Annotated in this window: 15 protein-coding genes; 4 read left to right on the top strand and 11 right to left on the bottom strand. The window is 60.8% G+C overall.

The window, feature by feature from the left end; all coding sequences use genetic code 11:
* Positions 1 to 545: 545 nt before the first annotated feature.
* The 11 genes from B0E42_RS05330 to ffh form a co-directional block, all read right to left on the bottom strand.
* Positions 546 to 833, bottom strand: a complete 288-nt coding sequence (locus B0E42_RS05330) for a DUF3509 domain-containing protein (RefSeq protein ID WP_018611102.1) — start codon at positions 831 to 833, stop codon at positions 546 to 548.
* 184 nt (positions 834 to 1017) lie between these two features.
* Positions 1018 to 2388 carry a transporter substrate-binding domain-containing protein gene (locus tag B0E42_RS05325; protein WP_018611105.1) on the bottom strand — a complete coding sequence of 457 codons (1371 nt, stop codon included), beginning with the start codon at positions 2386 to 2388 and terminating at the stop codon, positions 1018 to 1020.
* 120 nt (positions 2389 to 2508) lie between these two features.
* Entirely contained in the window at positions 2509 to 3918 is a 1410-nt protein-coding gene (thrC, locus tag B0E42_RS05320) for a threonine synthase (protein WP_024617669.1), read from the bottom strand.
* 105 nt (positions 3919 to 4023) lie between these two features.
* On the bottom strand, positions 4024 to 5328 hold the full coding sequence (locus B0E42_RS05315) for a homoserine dehydrogenase (RefSeq protein WP_003198098.1): 1305 nt from the start codon (positions 5326 to 5328) through the stop codon (positions 4024 to 4026).
* Between the two features lie 132 nt (positions 5329 to 5460).
* Positions 5461 to 6192, bottom strand: coding sequence for a bifunctional protein-disulfide isomerase/oxidoreductase DsbC (dsbC, locus tag B0E42_RS05310; protein WP_014336731.1), 732 nt, complete (start codon positions 6190 to 6192; stop codon positions 5461 to 5463).
* 382 nt (positions 6193 to 6574) lie between these two features.
* Positions 6575 to 7471, bottom strand: a complete 897-nt coding sequence (gene xerD / locus B0E42_RS05305; protein ID WP_003198093.1) for a site-specific tyrosine recombinase XerD — start codon at positions 7469 to 7471, stop codon at positions 6575 to 6577.
* 132 nt (positions 7472 to 7603) lie between these two features.
* Complete coding sequence (gene rplS / locus B0E42_RS05300) at positions 7604 to 7954, bottom strand: 50S ribosomal protein L19 (RefSeq protein WP_003175895.1); 351 nt, start codon at positions 7952 to 7954, stop codon at positions 7604 to 7606.
* Between the two features lie 45 nt (positions 7955 to 7999).
* Complete coding sequence (trmD, locus tag B0E42_RS05295) at positions 8000 to 8773, bottom strand: tRNA (guanosine(37)-N1)-methyltransferase TrmD (RefSeq protein WP_174599568.1); 774 nt, start codon at positions 8771 to 8773, stop codon at positions 8000 to 8002.
* Entirely contained in the window at positions 8755 to 9291 is a 537-nt protein-coding gene (rimM, locus tag B0E42_RS05290) for a ribosome maturation factor RimM (protein ID WP_018611149.1), read from the bottom strand. Before rimM ends, trmD begins: the two co-directional genes overlap by 19 nt.
* A 5-nt stretch (positions 9292 to 9296) precedes the next feature.
* Complete coding sequence (gene rpsP / locus B0E42_RS05285) at positions 9297 to 9548, bottom strand: 30S ribosomal protein S16 (RefSeq protein ID WP_003198088.1); 252 nt, start codon at positions 9546 to 9548, stop codon at positions 9297 to 9299.
* Positions 9549 to 9799: 251 nt separating this feature from the next.
* Positions 9800 to 11176, bottom strand: coding sequence for a signal recognition particle protein (gene ffh / locus B0E42_RS05280; protein ID WP_003198085.1), 1377 nt, complete (start codon positions 11174 to 11176; stop codon positions 9800 to 9802).
* Between the two features lie 206 nt (positions 11177 to 11382).
* On the opposite strand from ffh, the gene B0E42_RS05275 reads away from it, so the two are divergent.
* The 4 genes from B0E42_RS05275 (at position 11383) to lon (ending at position 17807) form a co-directional block, all read left to right on the top strand.
* On the top strand, positions 11383 to 12195 hold the full coding sequence (locus B0E42_RS05275) for an inner membrane protein YpjD (RefSeq protein WP_018611152.1): 813 nt from the start codon (positions 11383 to 11385) through the stop codon (positions 12193 to 12195).
* A 12-nt stretch (positions 12196 to 12207) separates the two neighbouring features.
* Positions 12208 to 13449, top strand: coding sequence for an HlyC/CorC family transporter (locus B0E42_RS05270; protein ID WP_077505895.1), 1242 nt, complete (start codon positions 12208 to 12210; stop codon positions 13447 to 13449).
* A gap of 420 nt (positions 13450 to 13869) precedes the next feature.
* On the top strand, positions 13870 to 15183 hold the full coding sequence (locus B0E42_RS05265; protein ID WP_024617665.1) for an MFS transporter: 1314 nt from the start codon (positions 13870 to 13872) through the stop codon (positions 15181 to 15183).
* Positions 15184 to 15392: 209 nt separating this feature from the next.
* Positions 15393 to 17807 (top strand): endopeptidase La, encoded by a 2415-nt coding sequence (gene lon / locus B0E42_RS05260; protein WP_018611158.1) that lies wholly within the window; start codon positions 15393 to 15395, stop codon positions 17805 to 17807.
* Positions 17808 to 17961: the final 154 nt, after the last annotated feature.

Raw genomic sequence — 17961 nt, 5'->3', positions numbered from 1 at the left:
CCAGGCCGGCTACTAGGCCGCCTCGCGGTGGACGTTGATCTCGGCGCCCCGTTAACCACGCTGGCCGAACGCAGGCATTGCGCAGTGGGCAACCCGGCATGGATGCCGGGTTAGCCGCGCTGGGCCATGGATGGCCCTTCGCGGCGGGCCCACGGAGCAATGCCTTCGTTCGGGCATGCCGAGCCTAGGCGAGGCACCGAGTGGTGGGGCAGAAGCGCTTTGGTTACTTTCGCGCTTTTCGAAAGTGACCCGCCGTCAGGGCGGAACCCTAAGCCGCCGTTACCGCAGCAATGGATATGTACCGACCATCAGGCCGCCATCGCGAGCAAGCTTTGCTCCCACAACGGCGCCAGCGCCTGACAAACCGCGCTAAAAACGTAAAAGCCAGGCAAAAAGAAACCCCGAGAAGTGGGGAGACGACTCGGGGTTAAACGTAACCAATCAAGGTTCGTACAACAAGCGACAAGCACCGGAGCACAATGCTCGCTCTTGTTGGTAAAGAGTCTGACTCATCAGGACGTAGGAAGGTTCCCACAAAACCCCAGTCAATTCGCCCCGACCATGACCTTGTCGCGCGCCAGATTGCGCAGCGCCGCAATCACACAGGGCTCCAGGCGGCCCTCGGCAATCAGCACATCGCGATGCAGGCCATCGACCACATCCGTCAACTGACGCTTGTCGGTCAATTGGGCCTGATTGAACACTCGCTCGACCATGATGGCCCCGGAGGTATTCTTCAGCGTCACCAGGCATTCGCCCTTGGCGCCGGAGGGAGTCAGCGTGACCTGATACGGGCTCAAGGCTTCATTCAGCAATAGGCTGATACTTTCCATTCGCTCACCCTTCAATAGTCCGAAAACAACTGCATGTTCACAGTAAGTGACCGTGGGCCGCAGCAGAAAGTTCGTCAGCGCACCGAACCGGCACGCCTCCAACCTGTTCAACCGAGCATGCGCGCCCAATATGACAGGCAAACAACAGCCTTCTCTTGAAGTCTTGGCGTGGTGACGGTCGGCGTCAGGCCATCAACTTGTCGCAACGGCGCCATCGACGCCCGGCATCGGTCCAGCCCCCCAGAATGCCGCGCAACTGCCCGTCAGCCCCATAGAAGGGCACCGACCAATGATAGATTTCCCGCAATCCGCTGCTGAACATCAATTGTCGGTCGACGAACCGGGACTGGCCGGTGCGCAATTGCTCCATCACCTCCCCATGCAGCAACTCGGCAGTGGCCGGCGGGAATGCCGCCGAATCCGTCAGCCGCGTGCCCCGCAGCTTTTCGAAGCGGGTCGCAAACTGGTCCTCGTAGCTTTTGTTGCACATGATCAGGCGCCCTTCCAGATCCCGGATGAAAATCGGGTCGGGAATGGCATCCATCAAGGCCCGCTGGAGCATCAACTGGTCCTTGAGGACCGCCTCGGCCTTGAGACGCTGGTCGATCTGTATCTGCAGGCGACGGTTCCATAGCAGGGACAGGAGGCCGAACACCACGACCACGGTCACGCACCAGTACCCCCAGCGGGACACCCGCTCCCAGATCGATGGCGCCTGGACGGGTGTGATGCCGGCCATCCATTTGGAACGCAGCGCGCGCATGTCCTTGGCCGGGAAGGCTTCCAGGGCTTTGTTCAAGATGCTCAGCAGCACGGTCAGGTCCTGGCGTACCGCGAGGTAATCGGGTTCCCACTTGCCTTCAAGGCCCCTTCCTACCTGCAATTGTCCTGCCGGATAGAGATGCACCCCGGTTTCATTTTCGATGGTGGCATAGGCTTCCCGACTCTCGACCAATGCCCGCGCCTCGCCATAGGTCTTGGTCGTGCGCAATTCGATGGCCGGGTAGTCGCGCCTGATCTCCGCTTCCAAGGCATGCCGCGCCGGCAACGCCAGGACCTTCCCTTCCAGCTGTTCCAGCGAATGGAGAATCGACTCTCCGTCACGGCCGACAAATACCCAGCCCGAGCCACCAAATGCATGGCTGAAACTCAGGAAATCCCTGCGTTCGTCATTCATCGCCAAGAGGGTCGTCATGTCGGCTTCGCTGTTCTCCAGCAGCGTCAGCAACTCGCCGGGGGAGAACGACTCTCGATGCACGAACTCAAGGCCAGTCATTTGCGTAATGCGCTGGAGAATGTCGTGGTTCAGACCGTTCCACTGCCCCAGTTCATTCTTGAACAGGTACAACGGAAACTGCGTCGTGGCCACGATGACGCGGGGGTTCTCCTTGATCCACTTCAATTCCTGCACATCCAGCACCAGCCGCTCGCCAGGATTGAACGGCGGCGTGTCGAAAGCCGCCAACTGCGCCGCATTGCCCCCTTGCGCCCAGTACATCAGGGCCAGGCCCATTACCCAGCCCCGGGCTGGCTTGCCTTTGCTAAAAAACGACATCTGCATTTCCTTCGAGATGACTCGCCCGTTCCTCCAAGGGCGAAAACCCGACCAGTTTGGCATGCAGAAACAAGAAAGCCCGTCAGGAGACGGGCTTCAAAATGTGACAGGTTTGCGCGGTCAGAGCGGCTTGCCGCGGTTCCCATGCTGACTGACAAAGGCCTGCACGGCCTTCAAGTCGTTGGGCAACACGGTGCAACGCTCATCTCGCTCAAACAAATCAGAAAGATGCGCAGGCAGTTCGAGCGCTTTTCCTACACCGGCTTTCTCCACGGCTTCCGGGAACTTGACCGGATGCGCCGTGCCCAGGATCACCATCGGGATGTCCAGGCTACGACGGCACTCACGAGCGGCCCTGACGCCAATGGCCGTGTGCGGATCGAGCAACTCACCGCTCTGCTCGAACACCTCGGCGATGGTTTCGCAAGTCTGCTCATCGTCCACGGCCAGGGAGTCGAACAACTTGCGGGCTTCGGTCCAGCGCTCAGGCTCGACGCTGAAACCGCCGCCCTGGCGGAAGCTGTCCATCAGGCCGGCAATCGCCGCACCATTGCGACCGTGCAGGTCGAACAGCAGGCGTTCGAAGTTCGACGACACCATGATGTCCATCGAAGGCGACAGCGTGGCGTGCAGGGTTTCCTTGACGTACTGGTTGCCGCTCATGAAGCGGTGCAGGATGTCGTTGCGGTTGGTGGCGACGATCAATTGATTGATCGGCAGGCCCATGTTGCGCGCCAGGTAGCCGGCGAAGATATCGCCGAAGTTGCCGGTCGGCACCGAGAACGACACGGAGCGGGCCGGGCCGCCCAATTGCAGGGCCGCGTGGAAGTAATAAACGATCTGGGCCATGATCCGCGCCCAGTTGATCGAGTTCACCGCCACCAGCCGCGTGCCCTTGAGGAAGCTCTGGTCGGCGAAACTGGCCTTGACCATTTCCTGGCAGTCATCGAAGTTGCCTTCGATGGCGATGTTGTGGATGTTATCGCCGAATATCGTCGTCATCTGCCGACGTTGTACTTCCGAGACCCGGTTGTGCGGGTGCAGGATGAAAATGTCGACGTTATCGCAATGCTTGCAGCCTTCGATGGCCGCCGAACCGGTGTCGCCAGACGTGGCACCGACGATCACCACACGCTCGCCACGCTTTTGCAGCACGTAGTCCAGCAGGCGACCGAGCAATTGCAGGGCGAAGTCCTTGAACGCCAGGGTCGGGCCGTGGAACAGCTCCATGACCCATTCGTTACCGTTGAGCTGACGCAGCGGTGCGATGGCATTGTGGGAAAAGACGCCATAGGTCTCTTCCAGGATTTTCTTGAAATCGGCGTCCGGGATGCTGCCGGTGACGAACGGGCGCATGACCCGGAACGCCAGTTCGTGATACGGCAGGCCGGCCCAGGAAGCGATTTCTTCCTGGGTGAAGCGCGGCAGGTTTTCCGGCACATAGAGACCGCCGTCCGTGGCCAGGCCGGCCAGGAGGACATCTTCGAAATTCAGGGCCGGTGCCTGGCCGCGGGTGCTGATATAGCGCATGGGGCAAACCTTCGGTTTGGGCTTCAAGCGTTGAAGCTGCAGGCGATACATTCAAAGGCAAGTGTGCCTTCGTTCGCAGCCTGCAACTTACCGCTTGCCGCTAAATTAATTCAAATGTTCGACGCGGATACGGACCACCGGGCCAACGACACCCTGGAGCGCTTCCAACGCCGCAATCGCGTCGTTGATGCGCTGCTCGACCACACGGTGGGTCAGCAGGATCATCGGCACCAGGCCGTCGTGTTCCTCGACTTCCTTCTGCATGATCGACTCGATGTTGATGCCGCGTTCCGAGAGGATGCTCGCCACTTGGGCCAGCACACCCGGATGGTCCTTGGCCTGGATGCGCAGGTAGTAGGAGCTTTCGCACGCCTCGATCGGAAGAATCGGGTGAGCCGACAGCGAGTCTGGCTGGAAGGCCAGGTGCGGCACACGGTTTTCCGGGTCCGAGGTCATGGCGCGAACCACGTCCACCAGGTCGGCAATCACCGAAGAGGCCGTCGGTTCCATGCCCGCACCAGCGCCGTAGAACAGCGTCGAGCCGGAGGCGTCGCCGTTGACCATCACCGCGTTCATCACGCCGTTGACGTTGGCGATCAGGCGATCGGCCGGGATCAAGGTCGGGTGCACGCGCAGCTCGATGCCGTTGGCGGTGCTGCGCGCCACGCCCAGGTGCTTGATGCGATAGCCCAAGGCTTCGGCGTAGTTCACGTCAGCGGTGGTCAGCTTGGTGATGCCTTCGGTGTAGGCCTTGTCGAACTGCAACGGAATGCCGAACGCAATGGAGGCCAGGATCGTCAGCTTGTGCGCTGCGTCGATGCCTTCCACGTCGAACGTCGGATCAGCCTCTGCGTAGCCCAGGGCCTGGGCTTCGGCGAGCACGTCTTCGAAGGTGCGACCCTTCTCGCGCATCTCGGTGAGGATGAAGTTGCCGGTGCCGTTGATGATCCCCGCGACCCAGTTGATGCGGTTGGCCGACAGGCCTTCGCGGATCGCCTTGATCACCGGGATACCACCGGCCACGGCGGCTTCGAAAGCCACGATCACGCCCTTCTCGCGGGCCTTGGCGAAAATCTCATTACCGTGAACAGCGATAAGCGCCTTGTTCGCGGTGACCACATGCTTGCCATTCTCGATGGCCTTGAGTACCAGCTCACGGGCAACGGTGTAGCCGCCGACCAGCTCTATGACGATGTCGATCTCAGGGTTCGTGGCCACTTCGAAGACATCGTTGGTAATCGCAATACCGGTCGTCTGGAACTGAGGCTTTGGCGTGCGCATGGCAATTTGTGCCACTTCGATCCCACGCCCGGCACGACGAGCAATTTCCTCGGCGTTGCGCTGAAGTACGTTGAAGGTGCCGCCACCGACGGTACCTAACCCACAGATGCCTACTTTGACCGGATTCACTCTTGACTCCCCATGAAACGGCCGACGCAAGGTCGGCCGTGAAATACAGCCGCGCAGCAACGCGACTTTGTGTTTAACGGCCCGACGAAGGTTTTCGCCGAGCCGTGATCTTCAGAAGCAGATCGCCCATGATCATTTCGCGTCCAGGGCCAGTTTGGCGACTTGTGGCGCCGGCTGGTAGCCCGGAATCACCTGGCCGTCGGCCAAAACGATGGCCGGCGTGCCGTTCACACCAATGGACTGGCCAAGGGCGAACTGCTTGGAAACCGGGTTCTCGCACTTGGCGGCCTTGATTTCCTTGCCATCGACCATCTTGTCCATGGCCGCTTTCTTGTCCTTGGAGCACCAGACCGCCTGCAACTGCTCATCGCCCGGCGAGCCCAGGCCCTGGCGCGGGAACGCAACATAGCGCACTTCGATGCCGCGCTTGTTCAGCTCCGGCACTTCGGCGTGCAGCTTGTGGCAATACGGGCAGGTGGTGTCGGTGAACACGGTGATGTGCGACTTGGTTTCGCCAATGGCCGGATAGACCACGGTTTCAGCGACTGGAATGCCGTTGATCAACTTGGAAATGCCCTGGCGCTCGGTCATCTCGGTGAGATTGACCGGCTTGCCGTCCTTGAGCTCGAACAGGTTGCCCTGGACGATGTACTGACCGTCGGCGCTGGCGTAAAGCACGCGACTGCCCTTGAGCTTGACCTCATACAGGCCGGCCATGGGACTGGCCGAGATGGTTTCGATCGGCACTTCGAGCTGAAGGTTTTCCAGGCTCTTGCGGATAGCCTTGTCGGCCGCGTCGTCGGCGATGGCAAAGGTACTGGCCAGCGCAATGGCGGCGGCGGTGAACATCTGGATCAAACGCATGGGGACTCCTGAGGCGAACAAATGAGACGGGAAACGCCGACCCGCAGATTCGGGTTCCAACCGCCCACTGTGCAAACCGACAAAGCCTACCACATAAGGCCCGCGTGACCGAATGCCGCTGATGCAAGACGCTTTGAGGATTGATGCAGGCTTTTCTGTGGGAGCTTTTCTGTGAGAGCTTTTCTGTGGAGCTGTCCTGTGGGAGCTGTCCTGTTGGAGCTGTCCTGTGGGAGCTGTCCTGTGGGAGCTGTCCTGTGGGAGCAAGGCTTGCCCGCGATGGCCGCGCCGCGGTGTAACAACTACACCGCGTTATCGTTCATCGCGGGCAAGCCTTGCTCCCACAAGCTTGCTCCCACAAGCTCGCTCCCACAGGGAATTTCATTCAGCCGCGCGGATGGTGTTTGGCATGCAAGTCCTGCAACCGCGCCCGGGCGACGTGGGTGTAGATCTGGGTGGTGGACAGGTCGCTATGGCCGAGCAGCATCTGTACCACCCGCAAGTCGGCGCCGTGGTTGAGCAGGTGCGTGGCGAAGGCATGGCGCAAGGTGTGAGGCGAGAGGGATTTGTTGATCCCGGCCACCTTGGCCTGGTGCTTGATGCGGTGCCAGAAAGTCTGGCGGGTCATCTGCTCGCCGCGCAGGCTGGGGAACAGCACGTCGCTGGGGCGCCCGCCCAACAGTTCGTGGCGGGCATCGCGCATGTAGCGCTCGACCCAGACAATCGCCTCCTCGCCCATCGGCACCAGGCGCTCCTTGCTGCCCTTGCCCATCACCCGCAGCACACCCTGGCGGAGGTTGACCTGCTCCAACGTCAAGCTGATCAACTCGGTGACCCGCAGGCCACAGGCGTACAAGACTTCCAGCATGGCCCGGTCGCGCTGACCGATGGCTTCGCTGAGGTCGGGTGCCGCCAGCAGCGCTTCCACATCGGCTTCGGAGAGGGACTTGGGCAATGGACGCCCCAATTGCGGCATTTCCACGCGCAAGGTCGGGTCCACCGCGATCAGCTTTTCCCGCAGCAAATAGCGATAGAACCCACGCAGGCCGGAGAGAAACCGTGCCGTCGAGCGCGGTTTGTAGTTCTGCTCCAGACGCCACGCCAAGTGATCGAGGATCAACTCCCGGCCAGCATTGATCAGTTCCAGGTGGTTTTCCTGCAACCAACCGTTGAACAGCGCCAAGTCGCTGCGATAGGCATCGCGGGTGTTATCGGACAGGCCCTTCTCCAGCCACAGGGCGTCGAGAAACTGGTCTATCAGCGGATGATCGATGGCGGGCATAAGAACTCTTGAAGGATGCGGGCACACACAGCATCAAAATGGCAAATGAAGCTATGCAGGGTGCTCAAAGCGCAAATCGCAGGCAACAAAAAAGCAGCCCGCAGGCTGCTTTTTTTGCATCGGAAGCTGGACTTAAGCCAGTTTTTCCTTGATGCGAGCTGCTTTACCCGACAGGTCACGCAGGTAGTACAGCTTGGCTTTACGTACGTCACCGCGACGCTTGACAGCCATGCTGTCGATTTGCGGGCTGTAGGTCTGGAAAGTACGCTCTACGCCGACACCGTTGGAGATTTTACGAACGGTGAATGCACTGTTCACGCCACGGTTACGCTTGGCGATAACGACGCCTTCGAACGCTTGCAGACGGGAACGGTCGCCTTCCTTCACTTTCACCTGAACGACAATGGTGTCGCCTGGGGCAAAGGTAGGGATTTCTTTGGTCATCTGCTCTGCTTCGAGTGCAAGGATGATTTTGTTAGTCATGCTGTGCTCCTAAGGCAAGTCGTCGGACTCACCATCGATACGTTGTTAACTATCGTCCCGCTCGCGGATGTATTCCTCGAGCAGCTTCTTCTCTTCTCCAGAAAGCGAGCGGCTTTCCAGAAGATCGGCGCGTCGTTCATAGGTCCGACCAAGGGACTGCTGTAAACGCCAACGCCGGATGTGCGCGTGATTGCCACTTAGCAACACGTCGGGAACACGCTGATCCGCATACACCTCCGGTCGGGTGTAGTGCGGGCAATCCAGCAGACCATCCGTAAAGGAATCTTCCTCAGCGGAATCTGCATGCCCTAAAGCTCCAGGCAGCAGTCGTGTAACCGCATCGATCAGGACCATCGCCGGCAGCTCGCCGCCAGACAGTACATAGTCGCCAATCGACCACTCTTCATCGACATGAGCTTCAATGAAACGCTCGTCAATGCCTTCATAACGGCCGGCAATCAGGATCAATGCATCCGAATTCGCCAGCTCGCGTACCGCCGACTGAGTCAGCTGACGGCCTTGGGGCGACAGGTAGATCACCTTCGCACCCTCCCCGGCTGCCGTCCTGGCCTGAACCAGCGCATCTTCCAGGGGCTTGATCTTCATCACCATGCCCGGACCACCGCCAAACGGGCGATCGTCCACAGTGTGATGTCGATCCGTGGTGCAGTCCCGCGGATTCCAACAGGTGAGCTGCAACAGCTCCTGTTTCACCGCGCGGCTGGTTATGCCGTACTCGCTGATGGCGGAAAACATCTCGGGAAACAATGTAATGACTTCAACGCGCAAGTTAGCCACGTTTAGAAATCCGCATCCCATTCCACCTTCATCTCGCCTGCGGCAAGGTCGACGGCCAACACGCATTGCTCGGTATAGGGCAACAGGCGTTCGCGATCATCCAGGCTGCCGACGCAAGGCTTGACCACCATGACATCGTTCGAACCGGTCTCGAGCAGGTGATCGATTTTCCCGAGCAATTGCCCGAGGTGGTCGATGACCTTCAGACCCACCAGCTCGTACCAGTAGTACTCGCCGTCGGTCAGTTCAGGGAACAGGTTGCGCGGCACGCAGATCTCATAACCGGCCAGAAGACGCGCTTCTTCACGATCATCGAGATCCTTGAGCTTTGCGACCAGGAACTTGTCGTTCCCGCGTCCGCTGACCAGCTCCACCTGTTTCACGCTACCTTCGCGCTTGAGCGTCCAGGTTTTGTAGTCCAACAGGTTCTTGATCGGATCAGTAAAGGAATACACCTTCACTTCGCCGCGAACGCCATGTACAGAGTAGATCTTGCCGACAACGATCAAATCATCAGCATCTTTTGGCGTCGCGTTCATATTGCTCAGGCCGCAGCCTTAGCCGATTCCTTCAACAACTGAGCAACGCGCTCAGAAGGTTGTGCACCAACGCTCAGCCAGTAGGCTACGCGCTCTTGGTTCACGGACAGACGAACTTCCTGACCACGGGCAACAGGGTTGAAGAAACCAACCTGCTCCTTGTGGGAACCGTCACGCGGGTTGCGGCTGTCGGTTACGGTCAGGTGGTAAAACGGGCGCTTTTTGGAGCCGCCAAGGGCAAGACGGATTGTTAGCATGTGAACATCGTTCCTGTAGTCGGTGCTGCAAATCTAAATGCACAGCGGGCATAGGTGCCCGAAAGGCCGCATATTCTAAGGAATATCCGGACTTTTGCAAATGTCTTTTTCCGGCGCCTGGCGCCATGCGATCAAGATTTGCCATAGAGCCGTCATGAAAAACGGCAAGTCAGCTCCCGCGTAGCGCGGGTTTGCTGGAGATCCCCGCATCCGTGCGGGGCAACGCCGACATGACAGTCGGCGCAGATTCTTTACATTTTCGGCATGCCGCCGCCGGGCAACATACCACCCATGCCGCGCATCATCTTGGCCATTCCGCCCTTGGCGGAGAATTTCTTCATCATCTTCTGCATCTGCTTGTGCTGCTTGATCAAGCGACCGATGTCCTGCACCTGGGTGCCGGAACCCATGGCGATACGGCGCTTGCGCGAACCGCTGATCAGCTCAGGGTCGCGGCGCTCGGCCGGGGTCATGGAGTTGATGATGGCTTCCATCTGCTTGAACTGCTTTTCAGCCGCGCCCTGGGCATTGCCCATCTGCGCCAGGTTCACGCCACCGATGTTCGGCAGTTTGTCCATGAGGCCGCCAAGGCCGCCCATGTTCTTCATTTGTTGCAACTGGTCGCGGAAGTCTTCGAGGTCGAAGCCCTTGCCCTTCTTCAGCTTCTTGGCCAGTTTGTCGGCCTTGTCCTTGTCGAGGGTCTGTTCGGCCTGCTCGATCAGGCTGAGCACGTCGCCCATGCCGAGGATACGCGAAGCGATACGCTCGGGGTGGAACGGTTCGAGCGCTTCGCTCTTCTCGCCCATACCGATGAACTTGATCGGCTTGCCGGTGATGGCGCGTACCGACAGCGCGGCACCGCCACGGGCGTCACCGTCGACCTTGGTCAGGATCACGCCAGTCAACGGCAGTGCATCACCGAATGCCTTGGCGGTGTTGGCCGCGTCCTGGCCGGTCATGGCATCGACCACGAACAGGGTTTCCACCGGGTTGATCGCGGCATGCAGCGCCTTGATCTCGCCCATCATCTCTTCATCGATGTGCAGGCGACCGGCGGTATCGACGATGACCACGTCGATGAATTTCAGTTTTGCTTCTTTAATAGCCGCCTGGGCGATGTCCACCGGCTTCTGGCTCAGGTCGGACGGGAAGAACGTCACGCCAATGTCGTTGGCCAGGGTTTCCAGTTGCTTGATCGCCGCCGGACGGTAGATGTCCGCCGACACCACCATCACCGACTTCTTCTTGCGCTCTTTAAGGAAGCGCGCCAGCTTGCCGGCTGTCGTGGTCTTGCCCGCGCCCTGCAGGCCGGCCATCAGCACCACCGCTGGCGGTACGGCGCTCAGGTTCAGGTCTTCGTTGGCGGCGCCCATCAGGCTTTCGAGTTCGGCCTGGACGATCTTCACGAACGCCTGGCCCGGTGTCAGGCTGCGCGACACCTCGGTGCCGACGGCACGCTCCTTGACCGAATTGACGAAGTCCTTGACCACCGGCAGGGCGACGTCGGCTTCGAGCAACGCCATACGCACTTCGCGCAGGGTGTCTTTGATGTTGTCCTCGGTCAGTTTCGCCTTGCCGGTGACATGGCGCAGCGTCTGCGAGAGACGGTCGGTTAGGTTTTCAAACATGCGCGATCCTTTCAGGCCCAGATGAGACCGGGATAATGGCGGCCCAGACCGTGAAAAATGTGCTCGGCGAGCCTGCGGCGTGGGCAGGTCGCGGATTATAGCGAAGAAGCGGGCGACGTACACCTTGCTGTCAGTTGCGGTGGTCTTTCGTGCGGAGGGGGTTCTATGCCAAACTCAGCGCCTTTCGGGCTTGCCTAACAGGATTTATGCTCCCCTTGTCACCCAGCTTGCTTGCCACGCTCGCCGCCGCTTGCCTTTATGCCGCTGCGACCCTCTATCAAGGCACCCGCCTGGCCACCGGCGCCAAGGCGAACAAACGCCTGCTGGTCACGCTTGGCGTGCTGGCGGTGCTCGGTCACGCGACCAGCCTTTATACCCACCTGATGACGCCGATTGGCCTGGGCCTGGACTTCTTCAACGCCGCCAGCCTGATCGCCGTCGCCGTGATCGCCCTGACGCTGCTGGCCTGCTCGCGCATTCCGGTGGAAAACCTGCTGGTGCTGCTGTTCCCGCTGGGGCTGGCGACGGTGCTGCTGGCGCAATTCGCGCCGTCGGGCACGGTGCAGATCATCGACGAAGAGCCGGGCATCCTTGCCCACATCCTGCTGTCGATCCTCGCCTATGGCCTGTTCACCATCGCGGTGTTCCAGGCCTTGCTGCTGCTGGTGCAAGACCACCAGCTCAAAAACAAGCACCCGTCCGGGCTGATCCGCAACTTCCCGCCATTGCAAACCATGGAAAGCCTGTTGTTCGGCTTCCTCTGGGCCGGCTGGAGCCTGCTGTCGCTGTCGCTGATCTCCGGCTGGTTGTTCGTCGAGAACCTGTTTGCCCAGCACCTGGTGCACAAGACCCTGCTGGCCTGCCTGGCGTGGATCGTCTTCAGCGTGCTGCTATGGGGCCGCAACCGCCTCGGCTGGCGCGGCCACAAGGCGATTCGCTGGACCCTGGCCGGTTTCTGCCTGCTGATGCTCGCGTACTTCGGCAGTAAGCTGGTCCGCGAATACATCCTGCATGTGTGACGGACGGCCCTGATGGATACGTTGCCCGTGGCGCCGCTGTTTGCCGTGCTGGTGGTGCTGATCCTCTGGTCGGCCCTGTTCACCGCCATCGAAGCCGCCCAGCAGCACCTGCTGGCCCAGCGCACGGCTTCGCGCGCCAGTGACAAACCACTGGCAGCGCTGACGTTCCCGTTGGCCAGCCTGATCCTGTGCAATACCCTCTGCCGCACCCTGGCCGTGGTCGTCGGCACCTTGCTGGCGATCTTTACCTGGCTGGAAAACGGCCCTTGGGTAGCCTGGCTCGGCAGCGGCGCTGCCCTGCTGGTGTTTGCCGACTACCTGCCGCGCACCTTGGCCACCCGCCAACCCGAAGCGGTGCTGGCCCTGGGCAACGCCTTGCTGGGCATACCGTTGAAGATCCTCTATCCGTTTGCCTGGCTGTTGAATGGTGCCAGCCAATTTTTGCTGCGCCCCTTTGCGCGCAAGGCCAGCATGGTGCAACAGAGCGACGACGAAATGCCCGCACCACCGCGCAGCGAACACGAACCTGAACACGGCGGCGGCCGGCTGCACCCGATTTCCGGCATACACGCCCTGGACAACATCACCGTCAACGATATCCTCGTGCCCCGCAGCGAGGTCGATGGGATCAACCTCGACGACCCCATCGGCGAGATCATCGAACAGTTGCGCCTGAACCGGCGTACCCGCCTACCGATGTTCCACAGCGACATCAACCAGGTCGAAGCGGTGCTCAACACGCGCCAGATCCGTCATTTGCTGGCGGACGCGAGCCTGACCAAGGAAGCGCTGCTGACCGCCTCCCACGAGCCCTACTTCGTCCCCGAAAGCACGCCACTGCAACTGCAATTGCTGAATTTCCACAAGCAGCAGCGGCGCCTGGGCATGGTGGTGGACGAGTACGGCGAAGTGCTGGGCATCGTCACCCTGGAAGACATCCTGGAAGAAATCGTCGGCGAATTCGAGAGCGAGCACAGCCTCGACAACCCCCACATCCATCCCCAGCCCGATGGTCGCCTGATGATCGATGGTGCGGCGTCGATCCGCGAATTGAACAGGACCCTGGGCTGGCACCTGCCTTGCGACGGCCCCAAGACCCTCAACGGGCTGGTGACCGAAGCCCTGGAAACCATCCCCGAAAGCCCGGTGTGCCTGAAGATCGGCCGTTATCGGCTGGAAATCATCGAAACCGTGGACAACCGTGTCAGCCAGGTGCTGGCGTGGCATAACAGTTCGGTGCCCACGGCTTCCTGAATCCCCCCCAGGCTCAAGGTAAAACACAGTTGTGGCGAGGGGATTTATCCCCGCTGGGCTGCGAAGCAGCCCTAAAACCCGGCAACTCGGTGTGCCAGGCAAAATTGAGTTGACTGTATTTGGGGCCGCTTCGCAGCCCAGCGGGGATAAATCCCCTCGCCACAAAAAGCCCAGCGCACGCTTCAATATTGTGTGCGGGCTCTCTTGTTGAATCGTTAGCCCCCTTCCTATACTCAAGCCGCTTACCCAGCCCCGCCCGAACCCCGTGCTTACCCGCACCCAGCCGGTTCATCGGCAGAATCCACATCAGTCCTGCGACTGTTCCTACCCGAAACAGCGAAAGGATACCCGCCCACATCCCTGGGTGTTCGACCATAATAATTCGCTCCAACGGAGCACATGACTGTCAGGGATAACCGCATGACGACCGCTACCTGCAACGAGGCTGTGTCTGCCCAGCCGACAAATTCGGCCACCCGCGTGGCCACCGCGAGTTTCATCGGCACCGCCATCGAGTTCTACGACTTCTACGTCTACGCCACGGCTGCGGCCCTGGTGATCGGGCCGGTGTTCTTCCCGCAAACCTCAGGCACGGCACAGATGCTGTCGTCCTTCCTGACGTTTGGCATCGCCTTCCTTGCCCGCCCGTTGGGCTCTGCGCTGTTCGGCCATTTCGGCGACCGGATCGGGCGCAAGTCGACGCTGGTGGCGTCCCTGCTGCTGATGGGTGTGTGCACCACGCTCATCGGCGTGCTGCCGGGCTACGCCAGCATTGGCGCCTGGGCGCCGATCCTGCTGTGCGTGCTGCGTTTCGGCCAGGGCCTGGGGTTGGGCGGTGAATGGGGCGGCGCGGCGCTGCTTGCCACCGAGAACGCGCCCAAGGGCAAGCGTGCCTGGTTCGGCATGTTCCCCCAGCTGGGGCCCTCCATCGGCTTCCTGGCGGCCAACGGGCTGTTCCTGACCCTGGCCATGACCCTTGACGACGAGCAGTTCCGCGCCTGGGGCTGGCGGATTCCGTTCCTGCTCAGTGCCGTGCTGGTGATCGTCGGCCTCTATGTGCGGCTCAAGCTCCACGAAACCCCGGTGTTTGCCAATGCCATGGCCCGCCAGGAGCGAGTGAAGGTGCCGTTGGTCGAGCTGTTCAGCCAGTACTGGGCGCCAACCTTGCTGGGCGCGGCGGCGATGGTGGTGTGTTACGCGCTGTTCTATATCTCGACGGTGTTTTCCCTGAGCTACGGCGTGTCCACCCTCGGCTACAGCCGCGAGACCTTCCTGGGTCTGTTGTGCTTTGCCGTGCTGTTCATGGCCGCCGCTACGCCCCTGTCGGCCTGGGCCAGCGACCGCTACGGCCGCAAGCCGGTGCTGATCGTCGGCGGCGTATTGGCGATTGCCTCGGGTTTCCTCATGGAACCCTTGTTGACCCACGGCTCGACCGGCGGCGTGGCGCTGTTCCTGTGCATCGAGCTGTTCCTGATGGGGGTGACCTTCGCCCCCATGGGCGCCTTGCTACCAGAACTGTTTCCGACCCACGTGCGCTACACCGGTGCCTCGGCGGCCTACAACCTGGGCGGCATCGTCGGCGCCTCGGCCGCGCCATTCTTCGCCCAGAAACTGGTGGCGATGGGCGGTTTGAGCTATGTCGGGGGTTATGTTTCAGCGGCCGCGCTGCTTAGTGTGATCGCCGTGCTGTGCCTGAAGGAGACGCGTCATAACGACTTGAACCGAGTCGCCTGACGCGCCTCCCGTAGGAGCTGCCGCAGGCTGCGATCTTTTGATCTTTCACTTGAGACTCAAGCGTCAGGGGAAAGATCGCAGCCTCGCTTCGCTCGGCAGTTCCTACGGGGCAGAACCGGCCAATGAAATAACCGCTAACAATCACCCTCCATTGAAACCACCCCCCACCTGCCCCATCTAAGACCCATACCCCATTGCGCAGGTGCCCCATGAGCGACCAGCACTCTACAGAAGCCACTCACGATTACGCTGACTCCGAACACATCGAACACACCTCCTCCGGCACCGGCCTGGCCCTGCCTGGCCAGAATTTGCCGGACAAGGTCTACATCATCCCGATCCACAATCGTCCGTTCTTCCCGGCCCAGGTGTTGCCGGTCATCGTCAACGAAGAACCGTGGGCCGAGACCCTGGAGCTGGTGGCCAAGTCCGACCATCACTCCCTGGCACTGTTCTTCATGGACTCGCCCCAGGAAGACCCGCGCCATTTCGATACCTCGAAACTGCCGCTGTACGGCACGCTGGTGAAGGTGCACCACGCCAGCCGGGAAGGCGGCAAACTGCAATTTGTCGCCCAGGGCCTGACCCGCGTGCGTATCCGCACCTGGCTCAAGCACCATCGCCCACCGTACCTGGTGGAAGTCGAATACCCGCACCAGCCGAGCGAGCCGACCGATGAGGTCAAGGCCTACGGCATGGCGCTGATCAACGCGATCAAGGAACTGCTGCCGCTCAACCCGCTGTACAGCGAAGAGCTGAAGAACTACCTCAACCGCTTCAGCCCCAACGACCCTTCGCCGCTGACCGACTTTGCCGCTGCGCTCACCTCCGCCACCGGCAATGAACTGCAGGAAGTGCTCGACTGCGTGCCCATGCTCAAGCGCATGGAAAAAGTCCTGCCGATGCTGCGCAAGGAAGTCGAAGTGGCGCGGCTGCAAAAAGAAATTTCCGCCGAGGTCAACAACAAGATCGGCGAACATCAGCGCCAGTTCTTCCTCAAGGAGCAGCTCAAGGTCATCCAGCAGGAGCTGGGGCTGACCAAGGACGACCGCAGCGCCGATATCGAACAGTTCGAGCAGCGGCTCGAAGGCAAAGTGCTGCCGGCCCAGGCGCAGAAACGCATCGAAGAGGAAATGAACAAACTCTCGATCCTGGAAACCGGCTCGCCGGAATATGCCGTCACCCGCAATTACCTGGATTGGGCGACCTCGGTGCCGTGGGGCGTGTATGGCCAGGACAAACTCGACCTCAAGCATGCGCGCAAGGTGCTCGACCAGCACCACGCCGGCCTGGACGACATCAAGGAGCGCATCCTCGAATTCCTCGCCGTTGGCGCCTACAAAGGCGAGATCAGCGGTTCCATCGTGCTGCTGGTGGGTCCGCCGGGCGTGGGCAAGACCAGTGTCGGCAAATCCATCGCCGAGTCCCTCGGGCGACCGTTCTACCGTTTCAGCCTCGGCGGCATGCGTGATGAAGCCGAGATCAAGGGGCATCGGCGCACCTACATCGGCGCCCAGCCGGGCAAGCTGGTGCAGGCACTGAAAGATGTCGAAGTGATGAACCCGGTGATCATGCTCGACGAGATCGACAAGATGGGCCAGAGCTACCAGGGCGACCCGGCCTCGGCCCTGCTGGAGACCCTCGACCCGGAGCAGAACGTCGAATTCCTCGACCACTACCTGGACCTGCGCCTGGACCTGTCGAAAGTGCTCTTCGTCTGCACCGCCAACACTCTGGACTCGATCCCCGGCCCGCTGCTGGACCGGATGGAAGTGATCCGCCTGTCGGGCTACATCACCGAAGAAAAAGTCGCCATCGCCAAGCGTCACTTGTGGCCCAAGCAACTGGCCAAGGCCGGCGTGTCCAAGGGCAGCCTGAGCATCAACGACAGCGCCCTCAAGGCCCTGATCGACGGCTATGCCCGTGAAGCCGGGGTGCGACAGCTGGAAAAACAGCTGGGCAAACTGGTGCGCAAGGCGGTGATGAAGCTGATCGACGACCCCAAGGCCATGATCAAGCTCGGACCGAAGGACCTCGAGGCCTCGCTGGGTAAACCGGTGTTCCGCAACGAGCAGGTGTTGTCCGGCATCGGCGTGATCACCGGCCTGGCCTGGACCAGCATGGGCGGCGCGACCTTGCCGATCGAAGCAACGCGCATCCACACCCTCAATCGCGGCTTCAAGCTGACCGGGCAACTGGGGGACGTGATGAAGGAATCGGCGGAAATCGCCCACAGCTACGTCAGTTCGCACCTGAAGCAATTTGGTGGCGATCCGAAGTTCTTTGACGAGGCCTTCGTTCACCTGCACGTACCGGAAGGCGCCACGCCCAAGGACGGCCCGAGCGCCGGCGTGACCATGGCCAGCGCGTTGCTGTCCCTGGCCCGCAACCAGCCGCCGAAAAAAGGCGTGGCCATGACCGGCGAACTGACCCTCACCGGACACGTCCTGCCGATTGGCGGGGTGCGCGAGAAGGTCATCGCGGCGCGGCGGCAGAAAATCAACGAGCTGATCCTGCCGGAAGCCAACCGGGGCAACTTCGAAGAACTGCCGGACTACCTCAAGGAAGGTGTCACGGTGCACTTTGCCAAGCGGTTTGCGGATGTGGCTAAGGTGTTGTTCTGATATTTCTCTAGCGCTTGTGCGGGCGCCATCGCGGGCAAGCCTTGCTCCCAGGGTAAAATGTCGCTCACAGATTTTGTGTGCGACAAAGATCTATTGTGGGAGCAAGGCTTGCCCGCGATGACGGCATCAGTAACAACACCTCCCCAGCTGACAC

It is taken from the genome of Pseudomonas sp. A25(2017) (genome assembly GCF_002001065.1).
Taxonomy (GTDB): Bacteria; Pseudomonadota; Gammaproteobacteria; order Pseudomonadales; family Pseudomonadaceae; genus Aquipseudomonas; species Aquipseudomonas kilonensis.
The sequence above is the reverse complement of the archived record's forward strand: the minus strand, read 5'-3'. Positions and strand labels throughout refer to the sequence as shown.